The organism is Butyricicoccus sp. Marseille-Q5471, assembly GCF_951230135.1.
Classification (GTDB): Bacteria; Bacillota; Clostridia; order Oscillospirales; family Butyricicoccaceae; genus Agathobaculum.
In genome coordinates this window covers 19,641-44,989 of the sequence record NZ_CATNVC010000008.1, presented here as the reverse complement: position 1 = coordinate 44,989, position 25,349 = coordinate 19,641, and the positions used below count along the sequence as shown (strand labels likewise).

General features: G+C 52.7%; 21 protein-coding genes. 4 read left to right on the top strand and 17 right to left on the bottom strand.

What is annotated here, in order from left to right; genetic code table 11:
* Positions 1 to 220: 220 nt before the first annotated feature.
* The 4 genes from QOX26_RS09825 to QOX26_RS09810 all read right to left on the bottom strand — a co-directional run bounded on the left by QOX26_RS09825 (position 221) and on the right by QOX26_RS09810 (position 4,861).
* Positions 221 to 1,393: an NAD(P)-dependent malic enzyme gene (locus tag QOX26_RS09825; protein ID WP_283674800.1), complete on the bottom strand. Its 1,173-nt coding sequence runs from the start codon at positions 1,391 to 1,393 to the stop codon at positions 221 to 223.
* A gap of 90 nt (positions 1,394 to 1,483) precedes the next feature.
* Entirely contained in the window at positions 1,484 to 2,842 is a 1,359-nt protein-coding gene (locus QOX26_RS09820) for an MATE family efflux transporter (RefSeq protein WP_283674799.1), read from the bottom strand.
* A gap of 186 nt (positions 2,843 to 3,028) precedes the next feature.
* The gene (locus QOX26_RS09815; protein WP_283674798.1) at positions 3,029 to 3,994 is read right to left on the bottom strand and encodes a transketolase family protein; all 966 of its coding nucleotides are present in this window, start codon (positions 3,992 to 3,994) and stop codon (positions 3,029 to 3,031) included.
* Between the two features lie 15 nt (positions 3,995 to 4,009).
* Positions 4,010 to 4,861: a transketolase gene (locus QOX26_RS09810; protein WP_283674797.1), complete on the bottom strand. Its 852-nt coding sequence runs from the start codon at positions 4,859 to 4,861 to the stop codon at positions 4,010 to 4,012.
* Positions 4,862 to 5,169: 308 nt separating this feature from the next.
* On the opposite strand from QOX26_RS09810, the gene QOX26_RS09805 reads away from it, so the two are divergent.
* Entirely contained in the window at positions 5,170 to 5,925 is a 756-nt protein-coding gene (locus QOX26_RS09805) for a DeoR/GlpR family DNA-binding transcription regulator (protein ID WP_283674796.1), read from the top strand.
* Between the two features lie 54 nt (positions 5,926 to 5,979).
* Here QOX26_RS09805 and QOX26_RS09800 read toward each other — a convergent pair whose 3' ends face one another.
* Positions 5,980 to 6,861: an AraC family transcriptional regulator gene (locus QOX26_RS09800; protein ID WP_283674795.1), complete on the bottom strand. Its 882-nt coding sequence runs from the start codon at positions 6,859 to 6,861 to the stop codon at positions 5,980 to 5,982.
* 349 nt (positions 6,862 to 7,210) lie between these two features.
* Between QOX26_RS09800 and QOX26_RS09795 the strand changes: the two genes are divergently transcribed.
* Entirely contained in the window at positions 7,211 to 8,017 is an 807-nt protein-coding gene (locus QOX26_RS09795) for a 5-deoxy-glucuronate isomerase (RefSeq protein ID WP_283674794.1), read from the top strand.
* Between the two features lie 42 nt (positions 8,018 to 8,059).
* Entirely contained in the window at positions 8,060 to 10,021 is a 1,962-nt protein-coding gene (gene iolD / locus QOX26_RS09790; protein WP_283674864.1) for a 3D-(3,5/4)-trihydroxycyclohexane-1,2-dione acylhydrolase (decyclizing), read from the top strand.
* A gap of 193 nt (positions 10,022 to 10,214) precedes the next feature.
* Here iolD and QOX26_RS09785 read toward each other — a convergent pair whose 3' ends face one another.
* Together QOX26_RS09785 and QOX26_RS09780 are read right to left on the bottom strand one after the other, a co-directional pair.
* Positions 10,215 to 10,613, bottom strand: a complete 399-nt coding sequence (locus tag QOX26_RS09785) for a VOC family protein (RefSeq protein ID WP_283674793.1) — start codon at positions 10,611 to 10,613, stop codon at positions 10,215 to 10,217.
* 131 nt (positions 10,614 to 10,744) lie between these two features.
* Entirely contained in the window at positions 10,745 to 12,391 is a 1,647-nt protein-coding gene (locus QOX26_RS09780; protein ID WP_283674792.1) for a solute:sodium symporter family transporter, read from the bottom strand.
* A 633-nt stretch (positions 12,392 to 13,024) separates the two neighbouring features.
* Here QOX26_RS09780 and QOX26_RS09775 point away from each other — a divergent pair.
* Positions 13,025 to 13,861, top strand: a complete 837-nt coding sequence (locus QOX26_RS09775; RefSeq protein ID WP_283674791.1) for an AraC family transcriptional regulator — start codon at positions 13,025 to 13,027, stop codon at positions 13,859 to 13,861.
* 52 nt (positions 13,862 to 13,913) lie between these two features.
* Here QOX26_RS09775 and aspS read toward each other — a convergent pair whose 3' ends face one another.
* From aspS to QOX26_RS09725, 10 genes are all read right to left on the bottom strand, one after another.
* Complete coding sequence (gene aspS / locus QOX26_RS09770) at positions 13,914 to 15,725, bottom strand: aspartate--tRNA ligase (protein WP_283674790.1); 1,812 nt, start codon at positions 15,723 to 15,725, stop codon at positions 13,914 to 13,916.
* 53 nt (positions 15,726 to 15,778) lie between these two features.
* Entirely contained in the window at positions 15,779 to 17,137 is a 1,359-nt protein-coding gene (gene hisS, locus QOX26_RS09765) for a histidine--tRNA ligase (RefSeq protein WP_283674789.1), read from the bottom strand.
* 75 nt (positions 17,138 to 17,212) lie between these two features.
* On the bottom strand, positions 17,213 to 17,623 hold the full coding sequence (locus QOX26_RS09760) for a methylglyoxal synthase (RefSeq protein ID WP_283674788.1): 411 nt from the start codon (positions 17,621 to 17,623) through the stop codon (positions 17,213 to 17,215).
* A gap of 49 nt (positions 17,624 to 17,672) precedes the next feature.
* The gene (locus tag QOX26_RS09755; protein ID WP_283674787.1) at positions 17,673 to 18,416 is read right to left on the bottom strand and encodes a nucleotide-binding protein; all 744 of its coding nucleotides are present in this window, start codon (positions 18,414 to 18,416) and stop codon (positions 17,673 to 17,675) included.
* Between the two features lie 89 nt (positions 18,417 to 18,505).
* The gene (locus tag QOX26_RS09750; protein WP_283674786.1) at positions 18,506 to 20,638 is read right to left on the bottom strand and encodes a penicillin-binding transpeptidase domain-containing protein; all 2,133 of its coding nucleotides are present in this window, start codon (positions 20,636 to 20,638) and stop codon (positions 18,506 to 18,508) included.
* A gap of 16 nt (positions 20,639 to 20,654) precedes the next feature.
* Complete coding sequence (gene mreD, locus QOX26_RS09745; protein ID WP_283674785.1) at positions 20,655 to 21,167, bottom strand: rod shape-determining protein MreD; 513 nt, start codon at positions 21,165 to 21,167, stop codon at positions 20,655 to 20,657.
* A 3-nt stretch (positions 21,168 to 21,170) separates the two neighbouring features.
* The gene (gene mreC, locus QOX26_RS09740) at positions 21,171 to 22,010 is read right to left on the bottom strand and encodes a rod shape-determining protein MreC (protein WP_283674784.1); all 840 of its coding nucleotides are present in this window, start codon (positions 22,008 to 22,010) and stop codon (positions 21,171 to 21,173) included.
* 28 nt (positions 22,011 to 22,038) lie between these two features.
* Positions 22,039 to 22,611: a Maf family protein gene (locus QOX26_RS09735; protein ID WP_283674783.1), complete on the bottom strand. Its 573-nt coding sequence runs from the start codon at positions 22,609 to 22,611 to the stop codon at positions 22,039 to 22,041.
* 5 nt (positions 22,612 to 22,616) lie between these two features.
* On the bottom strand, positions 22,617 to 24,659 hold the full coding sequence (locus QOX26_RS09730) for a U32 family peptidase (RefSeq protein WP_283674782.1): 2,043 nt from the start codon (positions 24,657 to 24,659) through the stop codon (positions 22,617 to 22,619).
* A gap of 3 nt (positions 24,660 to 24,662) precedes the next feature.
* On the bottom strand, positions 24,663 to 25,301 hold the full coding sequence (locus tag QOX26_RS09725; RefSeq protein ID WP_283674781.1) for a cell division protein ZapA: 639 nt from the start codon (positions 25,299 to 25,301) through the stop codon (positions 24,663 to 24,665).
* Positions 25,302 to 25,349 lie beyond the last annotated feature (48 nt).

Sequence of the window (25,349 nt, the reverse complement as noted above, 5' to 3'; positions counted from 1 at the left end):
AGGGGCTTAAAAGTCAAACGCATTTTGGTCAACGTGCAGAAAAAATAGCCATTCCCATCGTTGCTTTTTGTGCGTCTATGGAATGAAACTGGCTTGTTTTGAGTATATTGCGGTTACAATAAGGTAAAAACAAGATAAAAACACGGTTTTTATGCATGCCGACTTGTCATTGCAAAACCCCTGCACCGACATGGCGCAGGGGCAGAATTATACTCTAATTTTAGATACGCGCTACGCCACTGTCACGCGCAGCTTGAGCAACCGCTTCCGCGACCGCTTTGATGACCTTTTCATCAAACGCAAACGGCATAATATGCTCCGCATCAAGTTCCTCATCCGTCACCACATCCGCGATGGCTTTTGCTGCTGCAAGCTTCATCTCTTCGTTGATATCACTTGCGCGAACATCAAGTGCGCCGCGGAAGATGCCGGGAAACGCGAGCACATTGTTAATCTGGTTGGGATAATCCGAACGACCAGTGCCGACTACTGCCGCGCCGCCCTTCTTCGCATCCTCCGGCCAAATTTCGGGGACAGGGTTGGCCATTGCAAATACCATTGGGTTTTCAGCCATTGCCGAGACCATCTCAGCTGTAAGCACCTGCGGTGCAGACATACCAAAGAATACATCCGCGCCCTTGACGGCATCTGCCAGAGTGCCCGTCATGTGACCTCTATTGGTCTTCGCTGCCATTTCAGCCTGCGCAGGGTTGAGGCGTTCGTCACCCTCGCACACGATGCCGAAACGCTCGCACATGACGATATCCTTGACGCCGAGGAACATCAGGAATTTAGTGACCGCGATTGCAGCCGCGCCGCAGCCGTTGACGACCATCTTAATTTCGTCTACCTTGCGGCCAGTCAGGCGGCAGGCATTGAGCAGCGCAGCACCACAGCAAACAGCCGTTCCGTGCTGGTCATCATGGAACACCGGGATGTCACAGACCTCTTTCAGACGGCGCTCGATTTCGAAGCAGCGCGGCGCTGCAATGTCCTCGAGGTTGATGCCTCCAAACGAACCGGAAATTAGTTCAATCGTGCGGACAATCTCATCCACGTCTTTGGATTTGACGCAAAGCGGAAATGCATCTACATCCGCAAAGGCCTTAAACAGCGCACACTTGCCTTCCATAACCGGCATACCCGCTTCCGGTCCGATGTCTCCCAAACCGAGCACCGCCGTACCATCGGTAATGACTGCAACCAGGTTGTGGCGGCGTGTATACTTATAACTGAGCGCAGGATCCTTCTGAATCGCAAGGCACGGCTCTGCAACGCCGGGCGTGTAAGCGACTGACAAATCCTCTTTGGAACTGACTTGACAGCGGGCGACCACTTCGATTTTGCCTGCCCATTCCTCATGCGCTTTCAGTGCGCGTTCTTTTGCGTCCATATCCAGAATTCCTCCATATCGGCACATATTTTACTAATTTTATTATACGCCAAAATTCGCCTTTTGCAAAGTGGCAGTTTCCATAGATAATCACCCCTCCTGCTCCCGTTTGCGCATCAAACGCGGCAGAAGAATCAAAAACCCGACACCAGATAGCAGCATTGCAAGAATATCACTGACCGGTTCGGCATAGAACAACGCTTCAACGGTAAAGGCGAGCGGCAGCACAATCACGCATGTCATGAAGACAATCTTGCGGAACATAGAGAAAAACAGGCCCCATTTGACCAGTCCCATTCCGGTCAGTCCGTCTACAAACGGATACTGGATGCTCAAGCCGCAGATGCCCAGCGTGTAGGTACGAATCATCCGCGCAGTCATTTCAATACTCGACGGATCATCGGTAAAAACACGCGCGAACTGATCGGGTATCACACGCGCCACCACGAACATCACGCCCGTAAATGCCAGACAAAGCAGCATAATCCGTTTTTCTGCTGCCATCACGCGATCCGTGCGCCCCGCACCGTAATTATACCCCAGTATCGCCTGCGTACCCGCCGTAATACCGCCGAGCGGCATGGTGACGATCAGCATGAAACTCTGCAAAATGGCCGCACAGGCGATAAGCCGATCACTCTGGCTGCCGCCGCACGAACGAAGCATGACATTGACGGCAATCAGCATCACATTGTCCAATGCGATGATCAGCGCCGGCGACAGTCCGACCTGCAAAATGCGCCGCATCCATCCCGCCGACCATTCTTGCGGGGCAATTGGCACTGTAGCTCTTTTGCCGAACAAAAAGCGCAGTGTATAAGCGCTCGAGCAAATCTGAGACAGCACTGTCGCGAGCGCTGCACCGCGCACCCCCCAATCGCACATGAAAATCAGCACCGGGTCGAGTGCAATATTAATTGCCGCACCTAGTATCACCGAGCGCATTGCTACGGCCGCAAACCCTTGGCTCATCACAATCTGATTTAATCCAAAACTCAGCAGAGCGAACACCGTGCCTAATATGTAAATTGAAAAATAGGCATCTGCATACGGATAAATGGCCTCACTCGCTCCAAAGGCGAACAGAAGCGGCCGCCGAAATAAAAATGCCGGTACAGTTACCAACACACTCAGCACCATCAGTAGCCAAAAGCTGGAGGCGACAACCTGTTTTGCCCCTTCCATATCGCGCCGCCCCATGCGAATGCTCATCAGCGGACCTCCGCCAAATCCGACCAATGCCGCAAAGGCCGTTACCATTGTAACAACCGGGCCGCATACCCCCACACCGGCGAGCGCCAAATCTCCAACGCCGGCAATGTGCCCGACATAGATGCGATCGACCACGCTGTACAAAATGTTGACGAACTGAGCCAGCATTGCGGGTATCGCCAGCTTAAGCACCAAACGCCCCACAGGCTGCGTCCCTAACAGGTTTTCCTGCTCCATCCTCTCACCTCTTTTTTTCAATTGCAGATACCATTATATAAAGAAAACGACCGTTCGTAAAGCGTAATTTTTTGATAAAAAAGCTGTCGCAAGTGTAAACTGCCGCACGAATCAAACTCATCCCTAAAGTTGGCAAAACAAAAGCCGCGACTCCAAGAGTCACGGCTTTTGACGTAATTTATGAAATTACTTGCGGGAAACAGCCTTCTTGGCAGCCTCAACAATATGAGCTGCGGTCAGACCGTACTCTTCCTGCAGGAAGCCCTGTGCGCCTACCTGGCCAAAACGATCCTCGATACCGATCATTTCCATCGGAACCGGGCAGTTCTTGGCAACAACCTGCGATACCGCAGAACCCAGGCCGCACTTGACCTGATGGTTTTCAGCGGTTACGATTGCACCGGTAGCCTTAGCAGACTCGATGATCAGTTCCTCATCGATCGGCTTCCAGGTGAACATGTCGATCACCTTAGCGGAAATGCCCTCTGCAGCCAGAGTTTCCTCAGCCTTGAGCGCCTCATCCACCATGATGCCGGAAGCAATGATGGTAACATCCTTGCCGTCCTTAAGCGTAACGCCCTTGCCGATCTCGAAATCAGCGCCGTCCTCGTAGACCTTGATAACGGTCTTGCGAACCATGCGCATGAAGGAGAACTTCTCGGAAGCCGCCAGCTTCTTGGTCAGGCAGTTAATCATAGCAAAGTCGGTCGGGTCAATGACAACCGCTTCCGGAACTGCCATGTACAGTGCCATATCCTCGAAGGGCATGTGGGTGCCGCCATTGTAAGCTGCGCAAACGCCCGGGTCAGAACCCAACACGTGTACAGGCAGCTTCGCGTAAGCCGCAGACATAAATGCCTGATCGAACGCGCGGCGGGAAGCGAAGCAGCCGAAGGAATGCATGAACACGGTACGACCGGTTGCACACAGGCCAGCGGCAATACCCATAGCATTTGCCTCAGCAATGCCGGCGTTGAAGGTCTGCTTGGGGAAATTCTTCTCCAGCTTCGCGGTATTGATGCAGTTATAGAGGTCGCAATCGATGTGGCATACCTTGGAATCGGCAGTCATCATCTCCATCATCGCGTCAACATAACCGTCACGGTTGGCGCGGGCGTCCTTCTCGTGTTTTCCAATCAAAGTAAAGCTCATTGTTCCATACCCTCCTTACAGTGCCTTGACGCGGGCAAGCTCGGCCTCGGCAGCGGCGATGGCTTCATCCCACTGTTCCTTGGTCGGCTGCGAAGAATGCGAGTGAGAAGGCTCTGCAAACGTCGCACCCTTGCCTTTAATGGTATTCAGCACGATGCAGGTGGGCATGCCCTTGACTTTATAAGCTGCCATCACAGCGTCGTAAATCTGCTCTACGTCGTTGCCGTCTTCTACTTCAATGACGTGCCAGCCAAACGCGTCGAACTTTGCGCCCAGACCCTTGCCGTGACCCATAATGGAGTCAACTGCGCCGTCCAGCTGGTACTGATTGTAGTCTACGAAGCAGACAAGGTTGTCCAGCTTATACTGAACAGCGAACTCAGCGCCTTCCCAAACCTGACCTTCGTCGCACTCACCGTCGCCGACGAAAACGAAGACATGATTGTTCTTATCATCCATCTTGTTGCCGAGCGCAGCACCGATGGCGGTCGACATGCCCTGACCGAGCGAGCCGGTCGTCAGGTCAACACCGGGGGTCTTGGTGCGGTCGGTGTGGGACGGGAAATTGGTGTGCGGCTGATTGAGCGTATAAGCCTGCTCAATCGGATAGAAGCCCTTGAGACCCAGAGTTGCGTACATAGCCGGACCTGCGTGGCCCTTGGACATAACGCACCAATCACGGTCCTCCCAGCGCGGGTTCTTCGGATCAACCTTCATAACCGCACCATACAGTACCGCCAGTGCCTCAACAACAGACATCGAGCCGCCTACATGGCCGAAGCCCAGCGAGCCGATGGTCTTAAGTGCCTCAAGACGAATCTCCGCAGCGAAGACGCGAAGCTCCTGCATTTTTTCTGCTTTCTGCATTGCATACACCTGCCTAATTCAATAAAATTTTCTCTCCACGGAATTGTTCCGGATAGCGGCATATTTAAACATACCGTTACCGTATAAAGCATATCACCAAAACGGCCGGATTTCAACACACGAGCGCGTTTTTATTCACAAAATTTCAAACCTTCTTTTGGGTTGCACGGAAATGTCACCAAAAAAGACTCAAAAAAAATATGAAAATTGTTTGTTATGTCTTGGTTGCATTTTCGTAGTTTTCTGATAAACTTAAAGAGAGAAAGTATGCAGTGAAGAGAATTTAATAGAATGGGGAAAAACGAAAGATGAAAGTCAGTCGCTTAAATTCGATTGAGCAGTACGTCATTTCCCGCGAGACCGTGACCATCGACGAGCTCTGCGAGGTATTTGGCGTTTCAAAAAACACCATCCGCCGCGATTTGAATGAACTGGAAGCACGCGGCCATATTTCAAAAGTTTACGGCGGTGTTACCGCTACTTCTTCAGCCGGCGCGGTGCCTATGCCCGTGCGTTCAGGCCTGAATCTTGCGGACAAATCTCTCATCGGCCGTCTGGCTGCCGAAGAGGTTTCGGACGGAGATACCATCTTCATCGACTCCGGCTCTACCACGCTTTGTCTGCTGCGGTATCTGGTTGCGAAAAAGCGCATCACCATCATCACGCATTCGCTTGGCGCGCTTTCCGAAGCCGCAAAGTACGAAAGTTTGAATGTCATTTCACTCGGCGGCATCTATACGCCGACCACCGATTCCTTCGTCGGACTGTCTACCATCGAAGCACTCAGCTCCATGCGCATCAACAAAGCGTTTATGGGCGCAACCGGCGTTTCTCTGACTGCCGGCATGACCAACACGACCTTTTTGGAGGCCGAAATCAAACGCGCAGTCGTGCAGCGTGCCGACCACATTTACTTAATGGCCGACTCTTCCAAGATCGGCCGTGAAGCCATTGTCACCTTCTGCCACTTGAAAGATTTGACCTCCTTTATCACCGATCGTCAGCCGCCGCGCGAATATGTTGACCACTGCCGCGCCTCGAATGTTCGGCTGCGCTACGAATGATAGTTACACTCTAAATTGAAAACAAATAGAAAACGCCCTAAAAGGGCGTTTTTTTCATATACCGACTGCCTTGCGATAGGCCTTGGGTGATACGCCATACACGGAGCGAAAGCGCTTGATGAAGTAGCTGAAGTTGTCAAACCCGACGTTAAAGCCGACCTCCATCACCGGAAGATCGGTCTCACGCAGCAGCCGTGCTGCCTGTTCAATGCGCAGAGAGTTCACATGCTGGGTTAACGTTTTTCCGAAATTATCTTTGAAAAATGTGCAAAAATATTGAGGAGACAGGCCAAACCGCGCCGAAACGTCGGCCAGCGCCAGCGGTTCCGCAAAGTGCGCGCCCAAATATGTGACAATCTCCTTGAGTTGTCCAGTTTTGTAATCGGATGCCGGTCTGCTCTTGCGCCGCTTGAGCAAACCATGCTCCGCACATGCGCCAATCACGCCGAGCAGCGCCGCCTTGACCGTGAGCTGATACCCCGGCGCAGAACCCAGACAGGCGCGCATGATCTGTGCCAAAAGCGCACGCACCTGATCCTGCCCCGCCTGCCCGCGCAGCAAGCAAGTGTCAAAAGCAAGGCCTCCCTCTGCCAACGGCGCAAGCAGCTCGCTCTGCGCTTGATCCTCCCGCGCAAATTGCAAAAAGTCGACCGCAAACACAAATGAATGGAACTGATTTTCACGACCTGCTGCACGAATTTCATGCAATTCCTCGCCCGCAACGAAGAATACATCCCCGCGTTCACCCACATATTCATGGTCCGCGATGGTCAGCGAAATCTGGCCGGCATCTACCGTGATAATCTCAAGCTCCGGATGCCAGTGATACGGAATATAGTCTGAATCCTGTGCCTCACTGCCGTCAAGCGCAGGGTAAATCTGGAACGGAAATCCCAGCGTGCCATGCTCTCGTTTTTCACGTCTTGCCGCGTCCATATCCCGCCTCCGTTTTCCTTAAAATCGTGTTATTGTTTGTGAAGATATTGCAAGCGCATTCGGGTTATAATAGATATAATTATACCCGAAGAGAGCAAAAGATGCAACAACGCCGCGGCAAAATTCCGTATTTTTGTTGTATCATCTGCCAAACTCCACTGTAGGGTTTTTGTTCAGGGTCAACAAAATAATCCCCTGCAGATTCGACTGCTTCCCAGCGGTTGAACCGCAAATCCTCGCGTGATATAATGGCATGTAGACAATTTGTCCGAATATCCGCACATTCGGGACCGCTTTGGGAGACGGCCCCGAAAAAGACCCAAAAATTCTATTACCGGAGGGAAAACGTATGTACATTGATAAGCAAGTCAAAAACGGCTATAACGAATATATCCGTCTTGACGAAGGCATCGGCAAAGATGCGATGATGGACGTCGCTCTGCTCGTCATGGATGCCGGCGACACCTTCTCCATCGAGGAGTCCGAAAAGGAAGTCGCGGTTCTCGTATTCGACGGCAAGTGCACGCTGAAGTGGGAGAACGATTCCTATAACGTAGACCGTCCCAATCCGTTTGACTACAACCCGTCCTGCCTGCATGTCTGCAAGGGCGTAAAGATTGAGATTGAGGCACAGGGTCCCAGCAATATCTATGTGCAGAAGACGCTCAATGAAAAGACTTTTGCATCCAAGATGTACAAGCCTGAAGACACCGATACCTGGGCACGCGGTAATCAGGGCGAGCTGTTAGGCTGCATCAAGCGCGATGTACGCACCTGCTTTGATCTGGATAACGCCCCCTACTCCAACATGGTATTGGGCGAGGTTATCAACCTGCCGGGCAAGTGGTCCTCTTATCCCCCGCACCACCACCCGCAGCCTGAAGTATACTTCTACCGCTACGACCGTCCGCAGGGCTTCGGCGCCGGCTGGGCCAACGACGAAATCTACGAGACCCGTCACAACGGTCTTGCTATCATCACCGACAAGATGCACTCGCAGGTTACCGCACCAGGATACTCCTGCTGCTATGCTTGGGGCATCCGTCATCTGCCGGGCAACCCGTGGGACAAAACCCGTATCGACGACGAGGAGCACCTGTGGCTGCTTGAGCCCGATGCAAACGACCACATCTGGCACTGCCCTACCGGCATCTAATCATTTGTAATTTTATTTTGGGAGGATTATCCTATGAAGCATATGGAAACCGTACGCCTGACTGCGTCTCAGGCACTTGTTCGCTTCCTTGAAAACCAGTATGTCAGCTATGTTGACATGGATGGCAACGAAGTTGAGCACAAGTTTGTCAAGGGCATCTTCATGCTGCCCGGCCACGGCAACGTTGTAGGCTTCTGCAACGGCGTCGAGCAGGAACTGAAGGACATGATCGTCTATCAGGGCAAGAACGAGCAAGGCATGGCGCTCGCCGCTGTCGGCTACGCAAAGCAGCTGCGCCGCAAGCAAATTTTCGCCTGCACCTCTTCCGTCGGCCCCGGCGCTTGCAATATGGTAACCGCCGCTGCGACCGCTACCGCAAACAACATCCCCGTTCTGATTCTGCCGGGTGACATCTACGCGTCCCGTCAGCCTGACCCGGTTCTCCAGCAGATGGAACAGCCGCAGAACCTGTCTATCTCTGCGCATGATGCATTCCAGGCTGTTACCAAGTACTGGGGCCGCATCAACCGTCCGGAGCAGGTCATGACCGATATGATCAACGCCATGCGCGTACTGACCGACACCGCCAACACCGGCGCTGTTGCGATTTCGCTGCCGCAGGACGTTCAGGCAGAAGCCTATGATTATCCGGTTGACTTCTTCAAGAAGCGCGTTTGGCGCATCGACCGCCGTCCGGCAACCAAGTACGCTGTCGAGAAGGCAGTTGAAGTCATCAAGAACGCGAAGAAGCCTCTGCTGATCTGCGGTGGCGGTGTTCGCTACGCGGAAGCACACAAGGTATTCAAGAAGTTCGCTGAGGACTTTGGCATCGCCTTCGGCGAGACCCAGGCGGGCAAGTCCGCTGTTGAATGGACCCACGAGCTGAACCTCGGCGGTCTGGGCACCACCGGCGGCATCGCTGCCAACAAGCTGGCGCACGAGGCTGACGTTGTAATCGGCGTCGGCACCCGCTACACCGACTTCACCACCGCTTCCAAGTGGCTGTACCGCACCGACGCGAAGTTCGTCAACATCAACCCGTCTGAGTTCCAGGCGTACAAGATGGACGCTACCCCCGTTGTTGCAGATGCCAACGAGGCACTCACCGCAATCGGCGCAGAGCTCGCCAAGATTGGTTACCACACCGACGAGGCTTATGCTCAGTCCGTCAAGGCGTACCGCGACGAATGGTTTACCGAGGTTGCTCGTCTGGATCAGGTTGTTTACACCGACAAGGATTCCTTCACCCCCGAGTGCAACGACGCTAACCGTGGCTGCGTTGAGAAGTATATCGAAGACACCGGCTGTAAGCTGTGCCAGACCACCGTGCTCGGCACCATCAACCACATGATCGACGAAAACGCCATCGTCTGTGCCGCTGCCGGCTCGCTGCCGGGCGACATGCAGGGCCTGTGGCGTGCATCCGCACTCAACACCTATCACATGGAGTATGGCTACTCCTGCATGGGTTACGAAGTTGCCTCCGCTCTGGGCGCAAAGATTGCCTGCCCGGATCAGGAAGTTTACTCGATGTGCGGCGACGGCTCGTTCGACATGCTTCACTCCGAGCTGATTACCTCGGTTCAGATCGGCAAGAAGATCAACGTTATGCTGTTTGATAACGCTGCGTTTGGCTGTATCAACAACCTGCAGGTTGGTCAGGGTAATGCAAGCATCACAACCGAGAAGAACATGCTCGAGGATGGTGTGACCAACGGCATTCACAAGGGCAAGGTTATGCAGATTGACTATGCTGCAATTGCTGCGGCTTACGGCTGCAAGACCTACACCGTCAAGACCATCGAGGAACTCAAGGCTGCAATCGAGGATTCCAAGAAGCAGACCGTCTCCACCCTGATTGACATGAAGGTTCTGCCCAAGACCATGTCTGCCGGCTACGAGAACTGGTGGCGTGTAGGCGTTGCTGAGGTTTCCAACAAGCCCGAAGTGCAGGCCGCACGCAAGGCGATCGAAGATCACCTGTTTGAGGCGCGTCACTATTAATATCATCTGACAAGAACGTAAGTTTTCGTCAGCAATGGCCGCTCTGTCTTTGGCCGAGCAGGCGCTTTGCCGAAAGGGCATCGGAATTTTGATTCCGATGCCCTTTCTTATTATGTACCGCTGCCTATTAATTGAATGCCCGCGATTTCATCACAATAAAAAGCGGATGCTATTGCATCCGCTTTTGTGCGATTTAGAGCATTTGCAGCAATTCAATCTGCTCGCCGGACGGGCCGGTAAAAAACCAGTTCTGCAAACCGCCAAAGGTATTCGGGAGCACTTTTTTCTCTGCTCCGATAAAGGTATTCACCCCAACTGCCTGAATTTCAGCTGCAGCCGCATCGAGATCGTCGACATGGACCGCAAAGTGCGGAATATTGCCCTCCTTCATCGGCATCGTAGTAGGCGCCTGAATTAGTTCTACAACGAAGCCACCAAAGGCGACCAGTGCCAGCTTCTTCTCCCCTTCCGGCGTCGCAACGCCATCCCGTTTCTCCAGTTTGCCTCCAATCTTTTCGTAAAATGAAATCGACGTGTCCATATCAGCCGTATATACCGCAATATGCCCGATTCCCTTATAGTGGTTAAACATATCTATTCCTCCAGTGTTTTCTTTTATTTTATCATATAATTAGAGAGGCGTATAGCCCGCTTTTATTGAAGCATTATCACACAGGCCATACAAAAAAGAGACCGCAACAGCGGTCTCTTTTTTTGTGCAAATTATGCGCCAATTCCGAGCGGCGAGAATACGATGTACGCCAGCACCATGATGCCCAACGTAACGGTTGCCCAGAACTTGCCGTGCTTCCACGGAGTCAGGTCAACAGCCTTAGCGTCTTCCAGGACATAATCGGTCGGACGCGGCTTAACCTTCACAATCACGTACATCAGCAGCATGTCGAATACGAACAGCACTGCGGTGAAGTACAGATAGTGCACATTCTCCAACCACGAAATCTGATTGCGCAGGAAGAACTGCAGGAAGAAGTACAGCACAACGTGAACCGGAATAACAACCTTTGCTGCGATCGAGGGAACCTTCTTCCAGAAGAAACCACAGATCAAGCATACAAAAATCGGCGTGTTAAACGCTGCAAATGCCGAGTTTACGAAGGTGGTGATGCCGCCCATGTAGAGCATGAACGGAGACAGAATCGTTGCGAAAATTGCAACAACAGTGCCGAAATTCTGACCGATTTTAACCATGTGAGAGTCCGATGCGGTCGGATTGAACGTCGGGCGGTGAATATCGAGGGCATAGATAGTCGATGCGGAGTTCAGCACCGAGTTAAACGAGGACAGAATCGCGCCGAACATAACCGCTGCGAAGAAGCCCAGCAGAGGCTTGGGCATAACGTCTGCAACCAGCATCGGGTACGCGTTATCGCCGCTGCCCCAATCGCCGACATTGGTGTACATCAGACGTGCAATGATGCCCGGTACAACGATAATCAGCGGGGTCATAATCTTCAGGAAACCTGCAAATACAGCACCCTTCTGCGCCTCCTTCAGGTTCTTAGCACCGAAGGTACGCTGAATGATAGACTGGTTGGTCGCCCAATAGTACAGGTTGTTGATGAGCAGGCCGGTAAACAGCAGCGGCCAGGGCAGATAAGGCTCGTTGAGGGTCGGTGCGTCAATTGCATTGAGGAGCGTCTTATCCGTGTTAATCAGTGCGTCAAGGCCTTCCATGAAGCCGCCGCCATGAATTTGACCCAGAGCAATCAGGCCAAAGATCGGCACGAGCAGGCCGCCGACAATCAGACCCAGACCATTGATCGAGTCAGACAGTGCGATAGCCTTCAGGCCGCCGAAAATAGCATAAATCGAACCAACGATTGCGGTCAGCACACAGACCAGGGCGATGGCAGAAAACTCAGAAATGCCAAGCAGCGCGTCCAAATCAAAGATATTGACGAACACCTGCGCGCCGGCATACAGAATGTTCGGCAGCATGATGACAACATAGGACAGCAACACAATCAGAGAAACCAGACGGCGGGTACCCGCGTCATAGCGCTCTTCAAAGAACTGCGGTACGGTCGTCAGACCGGTCTTGAGGTACTGCGGCATCAGCACGAACGCCAGGATGACCAGTGCAATTGCAGAGGTAACTTCCCAACCCATCGGGCTCATACCAATTCGAACGGACTGACCATTCATACCCACCAGCTGCTCAGCAGACAGGTTGGTCATCAGCAGCGAACCGGCAATAATTGCGCCGGTCAAACCACGACCCGCAAGATAATAACCATCCTGCGTATCCAGGTTGTCACCTCTGGTCTTCCACCAAGAGATGATCGCGACGAGTGCTGTGAACGCTACGAACGTGATCGCAACAAACGCCATAGAATTTAAAAAATTCATTTCACTTCCCCTTTTCCCATAAGTATATATTTACAAAACCGCTTCTCCGTCCCTCAACAGATGCTCGTCGGTTTTGCAAGTCAGAGTGCCTCCGGCGCGACAGCCACCCAAAGTACAAAGAAATAGATTGCGGGCCCCTCAACCCTCAATCTATCTACAGCGCACTCCAGTTACAGCAGCTTGTCCTGTTTCTCTCCTGCCGGATTGCTCTCTTTACCATGAGCAATTTTATCACCTTATACTCAACATTTCAAACCAATTTTCGCACTTTCTTCTCGTTTTGTTTATATGCACATATTTCTTTTTACTTTTTTGTGCATATCATCAACGCCATGTAATATATGATGCGATAATTCAAGATAAATTTATTCATATTGACGAACAAGTCCTCTCATTTTACCAATTGAAGTCAGCAAATATTGTGCAGTTTTTATTCCATTATGTCCTATATTATGTATGTATTTACTATTTAAATGAGTACATTTTGGTACATTTTACGTGCCTCGGCAGGTGCATACCATGCGCTATTTTTCGACCTTCCATTGCTTTTTTTTGCGAAATCGTTATAATAGAAAACAGACGTAAGGAGGTGGTTTTATCAACATTCATGAGGACGGCGTATCATCGCGTTCCGTGCGATACTTCTGGACTCCATCCTCCTTTGCAGAACGTATCTTCTATTATCCCACGCGAATCGGGCATTATTACTGCGACCGACGATACCACTTCACTTGTCAATGCGACACCGCGCTACAAACCAGCCATCGACTCAACTACATGCTGATGTTAGTCAAACACGGCCGCTTTGATTTAACAATTGAAGGACGGCATTTCTCTGCCGAGCGCAATCATTTGGTGCTGTTTGATTGCAAGCAGCCTCACGAGTATTCCGCCGCGACGGATGATTTGGAGTTTTACTGGCTGCTGTTTAACGGTGCGCAGACTCCTGCACTTTATCAAGAGATTTTAAATCTGCATAACACCGGACACATATTTTCATTGACCGACCCTGCGCCGATTCAGCTCGGCATGACCAAACTGCTCACCTATGGCGAAATGTCGCAGCGCGCTCCCGAGCATACCAGCTCCGATACCATTTACTCTATGCTGTGCCATCTCCTCTCCTCCGGCGCTCCTGCCGGAAGTGATTTGGACGCAATTATCACACGGTCTCTTGCCTATATGGATCAGCACTTTGATGCGCCGCTCTCCGTCGAAGACGTGGCCGGACATGTCAGTCTGAGCAGTTCCTATTTTACCAAGCAATTCCGCGCCTGTACCGGTTACTCTCCTTATGAATACCTGACGCTGCGTCGTATCGACCGCGCCAAGGAGCTGCTGCTCACCAGTGGTATGACCGTCAAACAGGTTGCCTTTGAAACCGGGTATAACAGCGAAGAAAACTTTATTCGTGCCTTTAAAAAGAAAGTCGGTCTATCACCGAGCAGCTTTCGTCAGTATCCCATCTAACACATAAAAACAGCGCCGCGGCATAAGATGCCGCGGCGCTGTTTTATCTATTTTATTCTGCGTCGTCCGCTTCCACACGGGTCACGGCAATGGACAAATCATCGAGCTGTTTATCGTCCACAAGATCAGGGCAAGACATCATCAGGTCAGACGCGTTCTGCACTTTGGGGAAGGCGATTACATCACGAATAGAATCATGACCGGCCAGCAGCATGCACAGACGATCCAGACCATATGCCAGACCTCCGTGCGGCGGCGCACCGTAGGAAAATGCGGTAATCAGATGGCCAAACTGCTCCTTGGCCTTTTCCTCGGTAAAGCCGAGTGCGCGGAACATTTTGGTCTGCAGTTCAGCATCATGAATACGAATCGAACCGCCGCCCAACTCGCAGCCATTAAGAATAATGTCGTACGCCTTTGCACGCACCTTCTGCGGCTCGGTTTCCAGCAGTGCAATATCCTCGTCCATTGGTGCCGTGAAGGGATGGTGCTTAGCAACCAGGCGGTCTTCCTCTTCACTATACTCAAACTGCGGGAATTCAGTGACCCAAAGAAGTTTGTAATCGTCCTTCTTGGCAAGACCCAGACGTTTTGCCAGTTCGCAGCGCAGTGCGCCCAGAGAAACGAGAGCCGTCTCCTCCGATGCATCAGCAACAACGAACAGCACGTCATTCGGCTTGGCGTTTGCACGGGCCTTAATTGCCTCAATTTCTTCCTCGGACAGGAACTTCGCAAAGGACGAGGTCATTGATCCATCCGCTGCGAGCTTCATCCACGCCAGTCCCTTCGCGCGGTAGGTCTTGACAAAGTCGGCCAACTTATCGATTTCCTTACGCGGGAATTTATCCGCGTATCCATCAATATTAATCAGGCGTACGGTACCGCCGTTTTCGATTGCACCCTTGAATACCGCAAATTCACATTTGGCAGCAATGTCCGAAATGTCACGGATCTCAAAGCCAAAACGGGTATCCGGCTTGTCCGAACCGTAGCGATCCATTGCTTCGCGCCATGTCATGCGCGGCAAGGGCAGCTGTACCTCTACATCAAGCACATCCTTGAACACCTGCTTCAGGAAGCCTTCATTCACAGCAATGACGTCATCCTGCTCAACAAAGGACATTTCAAGGTCAATCTGCGTAAACTCCGGCTGACGGTCTGCACGCAAATCCTCATCGCGGAAGCAGCGGGTAATCTGCATATAACGGTCCAATCCGGACAGCATCAGCAGTTGCTTGTACTGCTGCGGTGACTGCGGCAGCGCGTAAAACTTGCCTGGGTGCACACGAGACGGCACGAGATAGTCACGTGCGCCCTCCGGTGTAGACTTGGTCAGCATCGGTGTCTCAATCTCAAGGAAACCGTTCTGGTCAAAGTAATTGCGCGCCACCTGCGTGACACGGTGACGCAGCATTAAATTGCGCTGCATCGACGGACGGCGCAGGTCAAGATAGCGATACTTCAGACGAATCTGATCGCCAACTTCCTTGGAATCGTCGATTTCAAACGGCGTGGTCTCCGCCTTTGACAGAACACGTAGCTCCTCGGCAATGATTTCGACCTCACCGGTCGGCATCTTCTTGTTCACCGCTGCCGCATCACGCGCAACAAGCTTACCCTTAACCGCAACAACGAATTCCGTACGACAGGTGAATGCAACATCAAACAAATCGGCATTGACCGACTTATCAAACGTACACTGTACAACGCCCGCGCGATCTCGCACCAGCAGGAAAAGTACACCGCCGTTATCACGAACGCGGTCAGCCCAACCATTGACAACCACAGTTTGTCCGGCGTCCGACAAACGCAGGTCTCCGCACATATTGGTGCGTTTCATGCCTGCGATAGATGTGTTATTCATGTTTATCAGTCCTTTGTATCATAATCTGGTTCTGTTCTAACCATTGGAAATGCTTAGCGATCCGTAATGACAGTCCCTGCAGCCTTGTCTTGCAATCCGCTCTTAATGCGGCCGACTGCCTCTTCAAAACTGCCCTTAGTTTGCTCTCCGGTCACCATATCCTTGACGGCAACTACGCTCTGTGCGATTTCATCCTCGCCTAGGAAAATGACATACGGGATACCCAGCTTGTCCGCATAGCCGATTTTCGCCTTGAACTTCTTCTTTTCGCAATGCAGCTGTACGCGAATGCCTTCGCTTCGCAGTCCGGTTGCCAACGCGATAGCCGGTGCAAGATCATCGGTCATCGGCAAAATAATAACATCGGCAGGCGCGCATGGCTGCTCATCATTCAGGTAACCCTGTTCGCCGAGCACATAGAACAAGCGCGTTAAGCCAATCGAAATGCCGACACCCGGCAGCTTTTTATCGGTGTAATACTCCGCCAGATTGTCATAACGGCCGCCAGAACAAATCGAACCGATTTCCGGATGATCAAGCATGGCAGTCTCATAAACCGTACCCGTATAATAATCCAGACCACGCGCAATGGTCAGGTCAATTTCAAAATGATCAGCCGGTACGCCAAAGGCCTCCATATAGTTTGCAACGGTCGCCAGCTCGCTTGCGCCCTCATCGAACACCTCGTTGCGACCCTTATACCCCTCTAACGCCGCGAGAATCCCCGCAGTACCTCCGGGTGTTGCAATAAACGTCAACAGTTCAGCTGCCACCGCTGCATTCACACCAAAATCCTGCGACAGAATCTCCTTGACCTTATCTTCGCCGATTTTCTCGAACTTATCGATTGTGCGCATCACATCGCCTGCCTTCTCCGCCAAACCGAGAATGGCGAAAAGGCCATTGAGTACCTTGCGGTTGTTGATGCGAATTTTAAAGCGGCGCAGGCCAAGCTCCGTGAACGTCTTATAGATAATTGACGGCACTTCGGCCTCATTGATGATGTCGAGCTGTCCGTCGCCAATCACATCGATATCAGCTTGATAAAACTCGCGAAAACGACCGCGCTGCGCGCGCTCGCCGCGGTAGACCTTGCCGATTTGAAAACGACGGAATGGGAATGTCAGCTGACCGTAATTCTGTGCCACATATTTTGCCAGCGGCACGGTCAAATCAAAGCGAAGCGAAAGATCGCTATCACCCTTGGTAAAGCGATAAATCTGCTTTTCTGTCTCTCCGCCGCCCTTGGCGAGCAGCACCTCGGAGGACTCAATCAGCGGCGTATCCAGAGGATAGAAGCCGTATAGCGCGTAGGTCTCGCGCAGCACGCTCATCACGCGCTCCATCTGAATCTGACGGGCAGGCAGCAGCTCCATAAAGCCGGATAACGTTCTGGGTTTGACTCTTTCCATATCTAATCTCCTCAAGACAGACGAGAGCACCGAACGACCCAATGGGTGCATCCGGTGCGTTCTCGTTTGTATTTTTTACTTGTTATTCTTGGGGTTGACGATATTACGCCAATCCAAATCACCACGGTCAAGACCGAGAATCAGCATTTCAGCGGTTGCCGAATTTGTTGCAACCGGAATATTATGCATATCACACAGTCGGGCGATTGCATGGACATCCGGCTCGTACTGCGAGTTGGTCATCGGATCGCGGAAAAACAAAACCAAGTCGATTTCGTTGTAAGCGACGCGGGAGGCAATCTGTTCCTCGCCACCCTGCATACCGGCCAGGCATTTGTCGATTCTAAGGCCTGTGGCCTCCTCTACAAACTTACCGGTGGTACCCGTTGCGCAAATACTGTGTTTCGCCAGAATGCCGCAATACGCCATACAGAACTGTACCATCAGCTCCTTCTTACGGTCATGTGCGATGAGCGCTATATTCATTTATGAGCATCCCCTTCCGTACTTCAATTCCTAATATCAAGCCGCTGCTCTATAATTTCATCAGCGGCACTCGCTCGCCTTCCAATCGGCGGGCAATGTTGCGAAAGGCGCATGCAGCGCCGTTTTTTTTCATGCTGAGTATGCTCTTTCCGCTGTTGCCGCAGGCAATCAAATCTTCATCCTCCGGAATCAGTCCCAGTAGCGACAATCCCGCTTCGTCCATCGCATCATCCACGTTGTTTGCCATGCCGTGACGAATGAGCTGCGGCCGAACGCGATTTAATACCATACGAATACGAGCGATACAATATTCCTCTTCCAGCGTACGCGCCGCACGTTCCGCACCGCGGATACATGCGCTGTCCGGCGTAGTGACCACGACAGCCTGTGTTGCAATATGCGCAAGCCAGGAGAGTTCTGCCGGCAGACCGGCCGGCCCATCGAGCAGTAGATAATCGTATCCGGCCTCTTCTGCCTGTACGGCAAGCTGATCCATGCCGCGCTCAGACAATGCAGGCAGCGCGACCGGAGCGGTCAAAAGTGACAGGGACTCAAAAACCGGGTGGCGCGCTGTCGCATCAGCAAGCGGCACAGCACCGCCCGCGACATCAGCAAACGAATACACCACACGGTCTGACATGCCAAGCACGATGTCGAGGTTGCGAAGGCCGCAGTCGCCGTCAATCAGGAGCACGCGGTGGCCAAGCTGCGACAGTGCCGCACCAGTGCCCGCCGTAAACGAGGTTTTTCCCGTGCCGCCCTTTCCCGAAGCGACCAAAATAACCTTTAACATAATGCCTCCGAAACGATTTTCTTACACGTAAATTATATACTACAATTTGACAACTTACAAGCGTTTGCATAAATTATTTTGCAATCCTGTCAAGAAATCAGCGTATTTTCCGGCTGAACGGTCTCCGGCTTATCCTCATTGCCGTCAGAGGAAAAATATGCATCGAACATATCCCGCACAACAGGGGCAACCGACGAACCGTGATGCGCGCCTTCACCGACGACGCAGATAGCAATCTGCGGATTGTCAAAAGGCGCAAATGCAATGAATACACCGTTGTCGCGACCCTCCACATTGGTTTCAGCCGTGCCGGTTTTGCCGCCGACCTTGACGGGATAGTTTGCAAATACCGTTGCTGCAGTGCCACCCTCAGCGGTTACTTCTCCCATGCCGGTCATAACCAAATCCCGTGCTTTCTTTGAAAATTCAATTGTATTAATGACTTCGGGTTTTTCTGCCAAAACAGTCTCACCGTAATTATAGCTTTTGACTGTTTTAATCAGCGAGGGTTTATAAAGCGTGCCGCCGTTGACCACCGCCGCCAGATAATTTGCAAGCTGCAATGGCGTAAACCAGTTGTCCGACTGGCCGATTGCCGCCTGCACATCGTCACCGCCCTGCCACTGCCGCAGAGACGGATCATTTTCTAACATTTTTTCGCGGGTCACAGGACCAGCTGCTTGCCCCTTTGAATCACCAATTTCAATGCCGGTAACATTGCCGAGTCCGAAGCGATCGCACCATTTTTCCAGCCGCTCGCCGGTTAGTGTCTTGCCCACCTCATAGAAAAAAACGTTACAGGAATATTTAATCGCACTGGTAACATCTACAGTGCCATGGCCGGATTTGTTGTTACATTCAAATCTCTGACCGCCGTATTCAAAATATCCCGGGCAGTTGTAGGTGGTTTTTTCATCAATCACGCCCTCTTCCAGCGCTGCGATTGCGGTCAGAATCTTAAAGGTGGAACCCGGCGCATAAACACCGCTCGTGGCTCGATTAAGCTGCGGAGAGCGCGAATCCGCGGCAATAGCATCATAGTCCTGATTGAAATTTTGCAAATCAAAGGTCGGATAGGATGCCATCGCCAGTACTTCTCCCGAATTGACATCCAGTGCGACCGCAGCACCGCCCGCACCATATTGCGCGACATTTTCCGCGAGTGATTGCTCTGCCGCCTTCTGCAAATCCAAGTCAATGGTCAAAATCACATTGTCTCCCGGTTGCGGCGCATAGCTTGTCGTCTGTTCATTCACGGTATCGCCTCCAAGTGAAGTTTCAACCGTACGAGAGCCTGCCGCGCCGTGCAAGTACCCTTCCATCGCATATTCAATCCCGGATTTACCGATGGTGTCATTCATATTGTAGCCCACTTTGGAGGAATAGCCTTTTTCTCCTCCCCTGCCGTTCCAGTCTTCTGCATACATCGGGCCTACCGTACCGATCAGATGCGCGCCGTAGGTCGTGTCATATTCACGGCCCGCTTCGGTTTCAATTTCAACTCCCTGATAGTCGCGATGGTTTTCTTTCAGCACCGAAATCAGATCAATTGAAATATCAGTCGCAAGTGTAAACGACTGACGCATGGAAAATCCCACCGTCCGCATACTGTAATATAAGCCCACAACGGTTCGTGCATCTTCCGCCGAAAAGCTTTCTGGGAAACCAAGGTACGAACGCATCGCATTGATGAACTCAGTTGGCGCTACCAGCGCAGTTGCGTCGATTGCATCGACCTCCGTGTCTGTTTTCGCATTTTCAACCGCTGTGATCACCTTTTGCAGCCCCAGTGTGTCGCGGCTGTCCTTAAGATACGCAGACAGCGCTTTCCGTGATGCATCACCCGCGCCGCCCACGTAACCGTATGGCGCAGTCTCGGTCACAGGCAGAATATCGCACAGCGTACCGCCGTCCGCACGCACCTTGCCCGCCAAATCGAGCAGACGCTCAAACTGCCCCTCCTTCTCCCACGCGGAGTACACCAATACGAGTGAGAATACCGAACGATTGGTCACCAGCGGTCGTCCGTATCGATCTAAAATCTCACCCCGCGCGGCTGAAACGGTAGAGCTCGTGGTTAAATTGACTGCGGCTTGCTTGACATACTGCTCGCCGTTGACAAGTTGCAGCGATGCCAGCTGACCGCCCGCAATGCTGCAGCACAGCAACAGCATGCACAGCAGCGCAATCAGCCGTCGCAGCAGTTGATTTTTATCTTGCATGGCTCAAACCCTCATTTCAGCGGCCGCGCGCGTCAAACCTGCGACTGATTCTACCCATCGGCCAGTAGACCAGAAAGGCAAATGCCACCGTAAGCAGCGCCCCGCCAACAGTCTGCTGCAGCACAAGGCCAAACGACGCTCCGTGCGGCATCAGATACAGGAAAAAGCGCAGCACCCCGAGCACCATCATTTCCAAAAAGGTCAGCATCAGCGCCGAAATGTAATTTCGACTGAGTACCGATCGACTCAGATTGCCCGCTACCAGACCGTACAGCAGGAAAAACAACGGATACATACCGTCCAGTCCCGGATAACCCAAATCATACAGCATGCCGACCATTACACCGGTAATGACGCCTTCTGCTGGACCGTCCAACAGTGCTGCAGCTGCAACAAAGCACGGCAGTAAGTCGATATGGTATCCGCGAAAGGTAAGCGAACGCAGCAGGCTTGTCTGCAGGGCATAAAACACCAGTATCAGCACTGCATATAGAATGTTTTTCGGTATGGAAATCTGTTCTCTCTGCATGATTTACTCCGTGATCGTATAATCGGTGATGATAGACACACTTGTCACCATCTCGGCATTGACGAAAGGCTTAATGACCGCATAATAGGAAATTCCGTTTTCCTCAGGCAGCACACTTTCCACCGTACCGATCATAATGCCCTTGGGAAATACGCCGCCGCGGCCCGATGTCTCGATGGTATCGCCGATGACCAGATCGGCGTTTTCCTTCAAGTAGGACAGCCGAAGAAATCCCTGTGCCATCAGATCGTAATTGCCTTCTGCAATCGCAGCCTCGCGCGTGCGTGTGACCAGCGCCCCGCACTGCATCTCGACATCCACTACTGTCGTTACCTCGCAATAATTTGACGCAACAGACGATACATAGCCAACCATGCCGTCCTCTGTCTGCACCAAATCATTCACTTCCACTCCGCTTGATGACCCTTTATCCAGTGTCAGCGTGGTCGCCCAGTCGCCCGGATTCCGGCCGATTACCTCAGCGGTCTGCAGTGTCAGCTCGCGGTTGCGCTCGGCCATGCCAAGCTGGGTACGTAGACGATCATTTTCGTCCAGCGCTACTGCGGCGTCACGAACCTGCTGCTCCATATCACGAACCTGCTGCTTCAATTTTTCATTCTCCGCCTTGAGTTCATCCACCTCGAAAAAATACTCATGTCCCTTGCCGAATACACCGCCGATACCGGTGCCCAGCTTTTGCAGCGGTGTAGTCACAATACCAACCAATCGGGTAACCGGCGAAGCGTTGCCCGTCAGTCCGCTATAAACCGCGCTCAACAGGCAAAACGCAACCACAACCGCGATGCAGATAAAGAACCGCGAGGTATAATTTTTTCTTCGCAAGAATGTGTATCTCCTCTCCGTTTCAGTCTCAATCGCGTTGTACTGCGCCGATTTCGCGCAAAATCACATTGAGTCCCGCCACCGGCAGTCCCATCACGCTGTAATAGTCGCCTTCAATACGCTCAATCAGCAATGCCCCGTGCCCTTGAATCCCGTACGCGCCGGCTTTGTCAATCGGCTCGCCAGTTTTCAGATATTGCTCCAGTTCGTCATCTTCAAAGTCGCGGAAAGTAACACGTGTGCACGTACACAGCGTGCGCATTTCGCCCTCCGGTATCAATACCGCAAGGCCGGTCAACACTTCGTGGGTGCGTCCCCGCAGCATGCGCAGCATTTCGGCCGCGTGCTTTTCATCCCGCGGCTTTCCGAGCGAACGACCGTCAATCGTCACCATTGTGTCCGAACCGATACACACACCGGCAGGATGCATACAGCGCACCGTTTCCGCCTTTGCAGCGGACAGACGTACTACCTCATCAGCAAGCGGCGCGCCGGGGCGCAGTGTTTCATCCGCATCCGCAGGGCATATAATAAAATCCTTGGTAATCAGCTGCAGCAGCTCCTGCCGCCGCGGCGAAGCGGAGGCCAAAATCAGTTTCATAGTTGTTATTCGACTCCTCGATGGTATAATCCCTTAGTGAATTCTCCGTTCAGACGTTCCCCCGCCAAAATGGCACGCGCAATCCGAGCACATTCTTCAGGAGGCTCAATCGTAAACAACAATCGCGCATGTGTCACTCCCACCTCCCGAGAATCCTCCGGCAGATAAAGCGCACGGTTTGCCAACAGGGTATTGCGGCAGCCAAACTCAGGCAGTAACGCAAACTTCTGCCCCATGCGGTCGGTCAGATAGGTCACGCCGTTTTGACAGGCGCATTTTCCGCCGTGCTGTCTGCGAATAGCGCAGTTTTCAAACACCATCAGCGGCAGACGGCCATAAATAATCAACTCGGTATCGAGCGGCTTCTTTAAGTCGCGCAGCTGCGCCAAACGTGCCTCAAAGGACAGAGTTTGCCGCGCAACACCTAAATCAGCCAGAGTTTCCAGCGTATCACTATTATAAGCATTCAGGCCGAAATCTCCGCACGCGGTCATATTAAGCCGTTTTGCAAGCGGGATGTGGCCGATATTTCCGACCAGCACGCAGCGTGTTCCCAGGGCCTGTGCCCGCGCAAGCTGTGTTTCAATTTCCTGCTGTTCATGGTCAAACCAAATGCGCGGCAGCACTGCAGACAAGCCTGTTTTTGCAGCGATTTCGAGCGGCACAAAGACAGTCTCGAGTCCCAGTCCCTGCAGCGCCTCAGCCTGTTCCTGCGTTCGCACGGAAGCGGTGAAGCCCTTGAACGCGCGTGCAGTACACGGCAAGGGGGCATCCTCACATTCCTTCCACTGAACGCTCGGCGGCAGACCTCGCAGCGTAAGCAGTGTATTCAGCGCGGTGCGGCGCAATGCATTGACGCGCGCGGCCGGAATCATCAAACCGTCAGGCAGGTCAATTTCAACAGTACGCACGTCAAACGGCGTACCGCCTGTCTTTCGAAGATTTTTCTCAATCATCTCAGGTGTTGTCGGACGGCTGCGAGCCGGTTCAATGGGGTCATGGTCGGCAGAGCCTGTCCATGTTCCGTTTTCGTCTTCCGCGCACAGAGAGAGTCCGTCTTCACTGACTCCAAGCCGAATATCAACCGGCACCAGCGGCGCCTCTCTGCCTTCCGCAAAGCGGTGCGCAGCCTCATCATATAAGTGCTTGACCTCGCCCATCGGCACATCGGTTTTGGTGCCGAACATATCGTCGCCCTTCTGCCCTATCAGGTATCCATCGGTAAAACCGTCGCGTGAGAACACAAGACGCAGCGTCTCTCGCTCCTCTGACGTCGGATCGCGGTGTTCGCGCAGCAAATCGGCATAGATTTTGGTGACGATCGCCGCATACTCCGGCCGTTTCATACGCCCCTCTATTTTGAGTGAGGAAACGCCCAAATCAGCGAGTTGACTGACATGTCCGGCGAGCGAAAGATCCTTGAGCGACAGCGGGTAGCCGCCGCTGTATGGCAGGCGGCACGGTTGTGCGCACAGGCCTCGGTTGCCCGAGCGCTGCCCAATCAGCGCCGACAGATAACACTGTCCCGAATAGCACATACAAAGTGCGCCATGCACAAACACCTCGGTTTCCACGCTGGACTGCTCGGTAATTGCGCGGATGTCATCCATCCGGCACTCTCGGCTGAGCACGACGCGGGAAAACCCCAACTCTTTGGCTTGCTTTGCACCATCCAGCGTGTGAATTGTCATCTGAGTTGAAGCATGCAGCGCCAAATCAGGCGCATGCTTTTTGAGCAAACGTGCCACGCCCAAATCCTGCACGATCAGCGCATCCGCACCGGCTTCATACAGAAATTTGGCATCCTGCATCGCGGCGGTCAGCTCGCGGTCAGAAGCAAGGATATTAAATGTGATATTGGTTTTTACGCCACGCGCACGGCAATAAGCAATCGCTTCGGCCATTTCATCGTGCGAAAAATTCTGCGCACCTCGCCGGGCATTGAACGTGCCAAAGCCCATATAAACAGCGCCTGCTCCTGACTGCACAGCGGCACGAACGCCCTCGGGCGAACCTGCAGGCGCCAATAATTCAATTTGTTTTTTCATAGTCTAATGTTTGTATGCGGGGTGTTTGGCACTCCTGCGCCCCTTTTTCTTCTTGTTTTTCATCAGCATCTGCGCAGCCAGTTTTGCAGCTTCCTCCTGTGTCACGGCAGGTTTTGCCGCTGCGGCAGCGACCGGCTGCGGTTTAGGCTGTTCTGCAGGTGTAGCCACAGTCTCCGCCTGCGGCAACGGCGCTTCCGCAGACTGCCGAATCCGCTGTTCTGCCGGTTGAGGCACAGGTTTTTCCTCCTCCACCGGAGCCTCACATTGCATCTCTTCTGTTTTTTCAGCAGGTATTTCCACCGCAACAGCAGCCTCAGTCTGCTCTGCCGGCTGAGACTCAGCCGAAACAACTGCAGCGCGCTGAAGACGCACAATCTCCTCCTGCAGGGCGTTCGCCTCGGTTTCAACCACACGAACCCGTGCCTGTGCATCCCGCGTTTCCCGCTTTGCCTTGATGTATTCATCGGCTAAATTGACAACCGCAAGCGCCAAAGCGCGCGTGCTCGCAAAGCTTGAAGAGCCGCCGCATGCCACAATGGTCTGCTGCGCCAACTCAGCGACTTCGCTCATATATTCTTCGGACTCTTCGGCCAACAGGGTATAGCGTTGGCCGGCGATTTGGATCGTGATCCGGTTTGCCATTTTGTGATCCCTTCCTTTCGCGTTGTCGTCATAAAGGCATAATTCGAT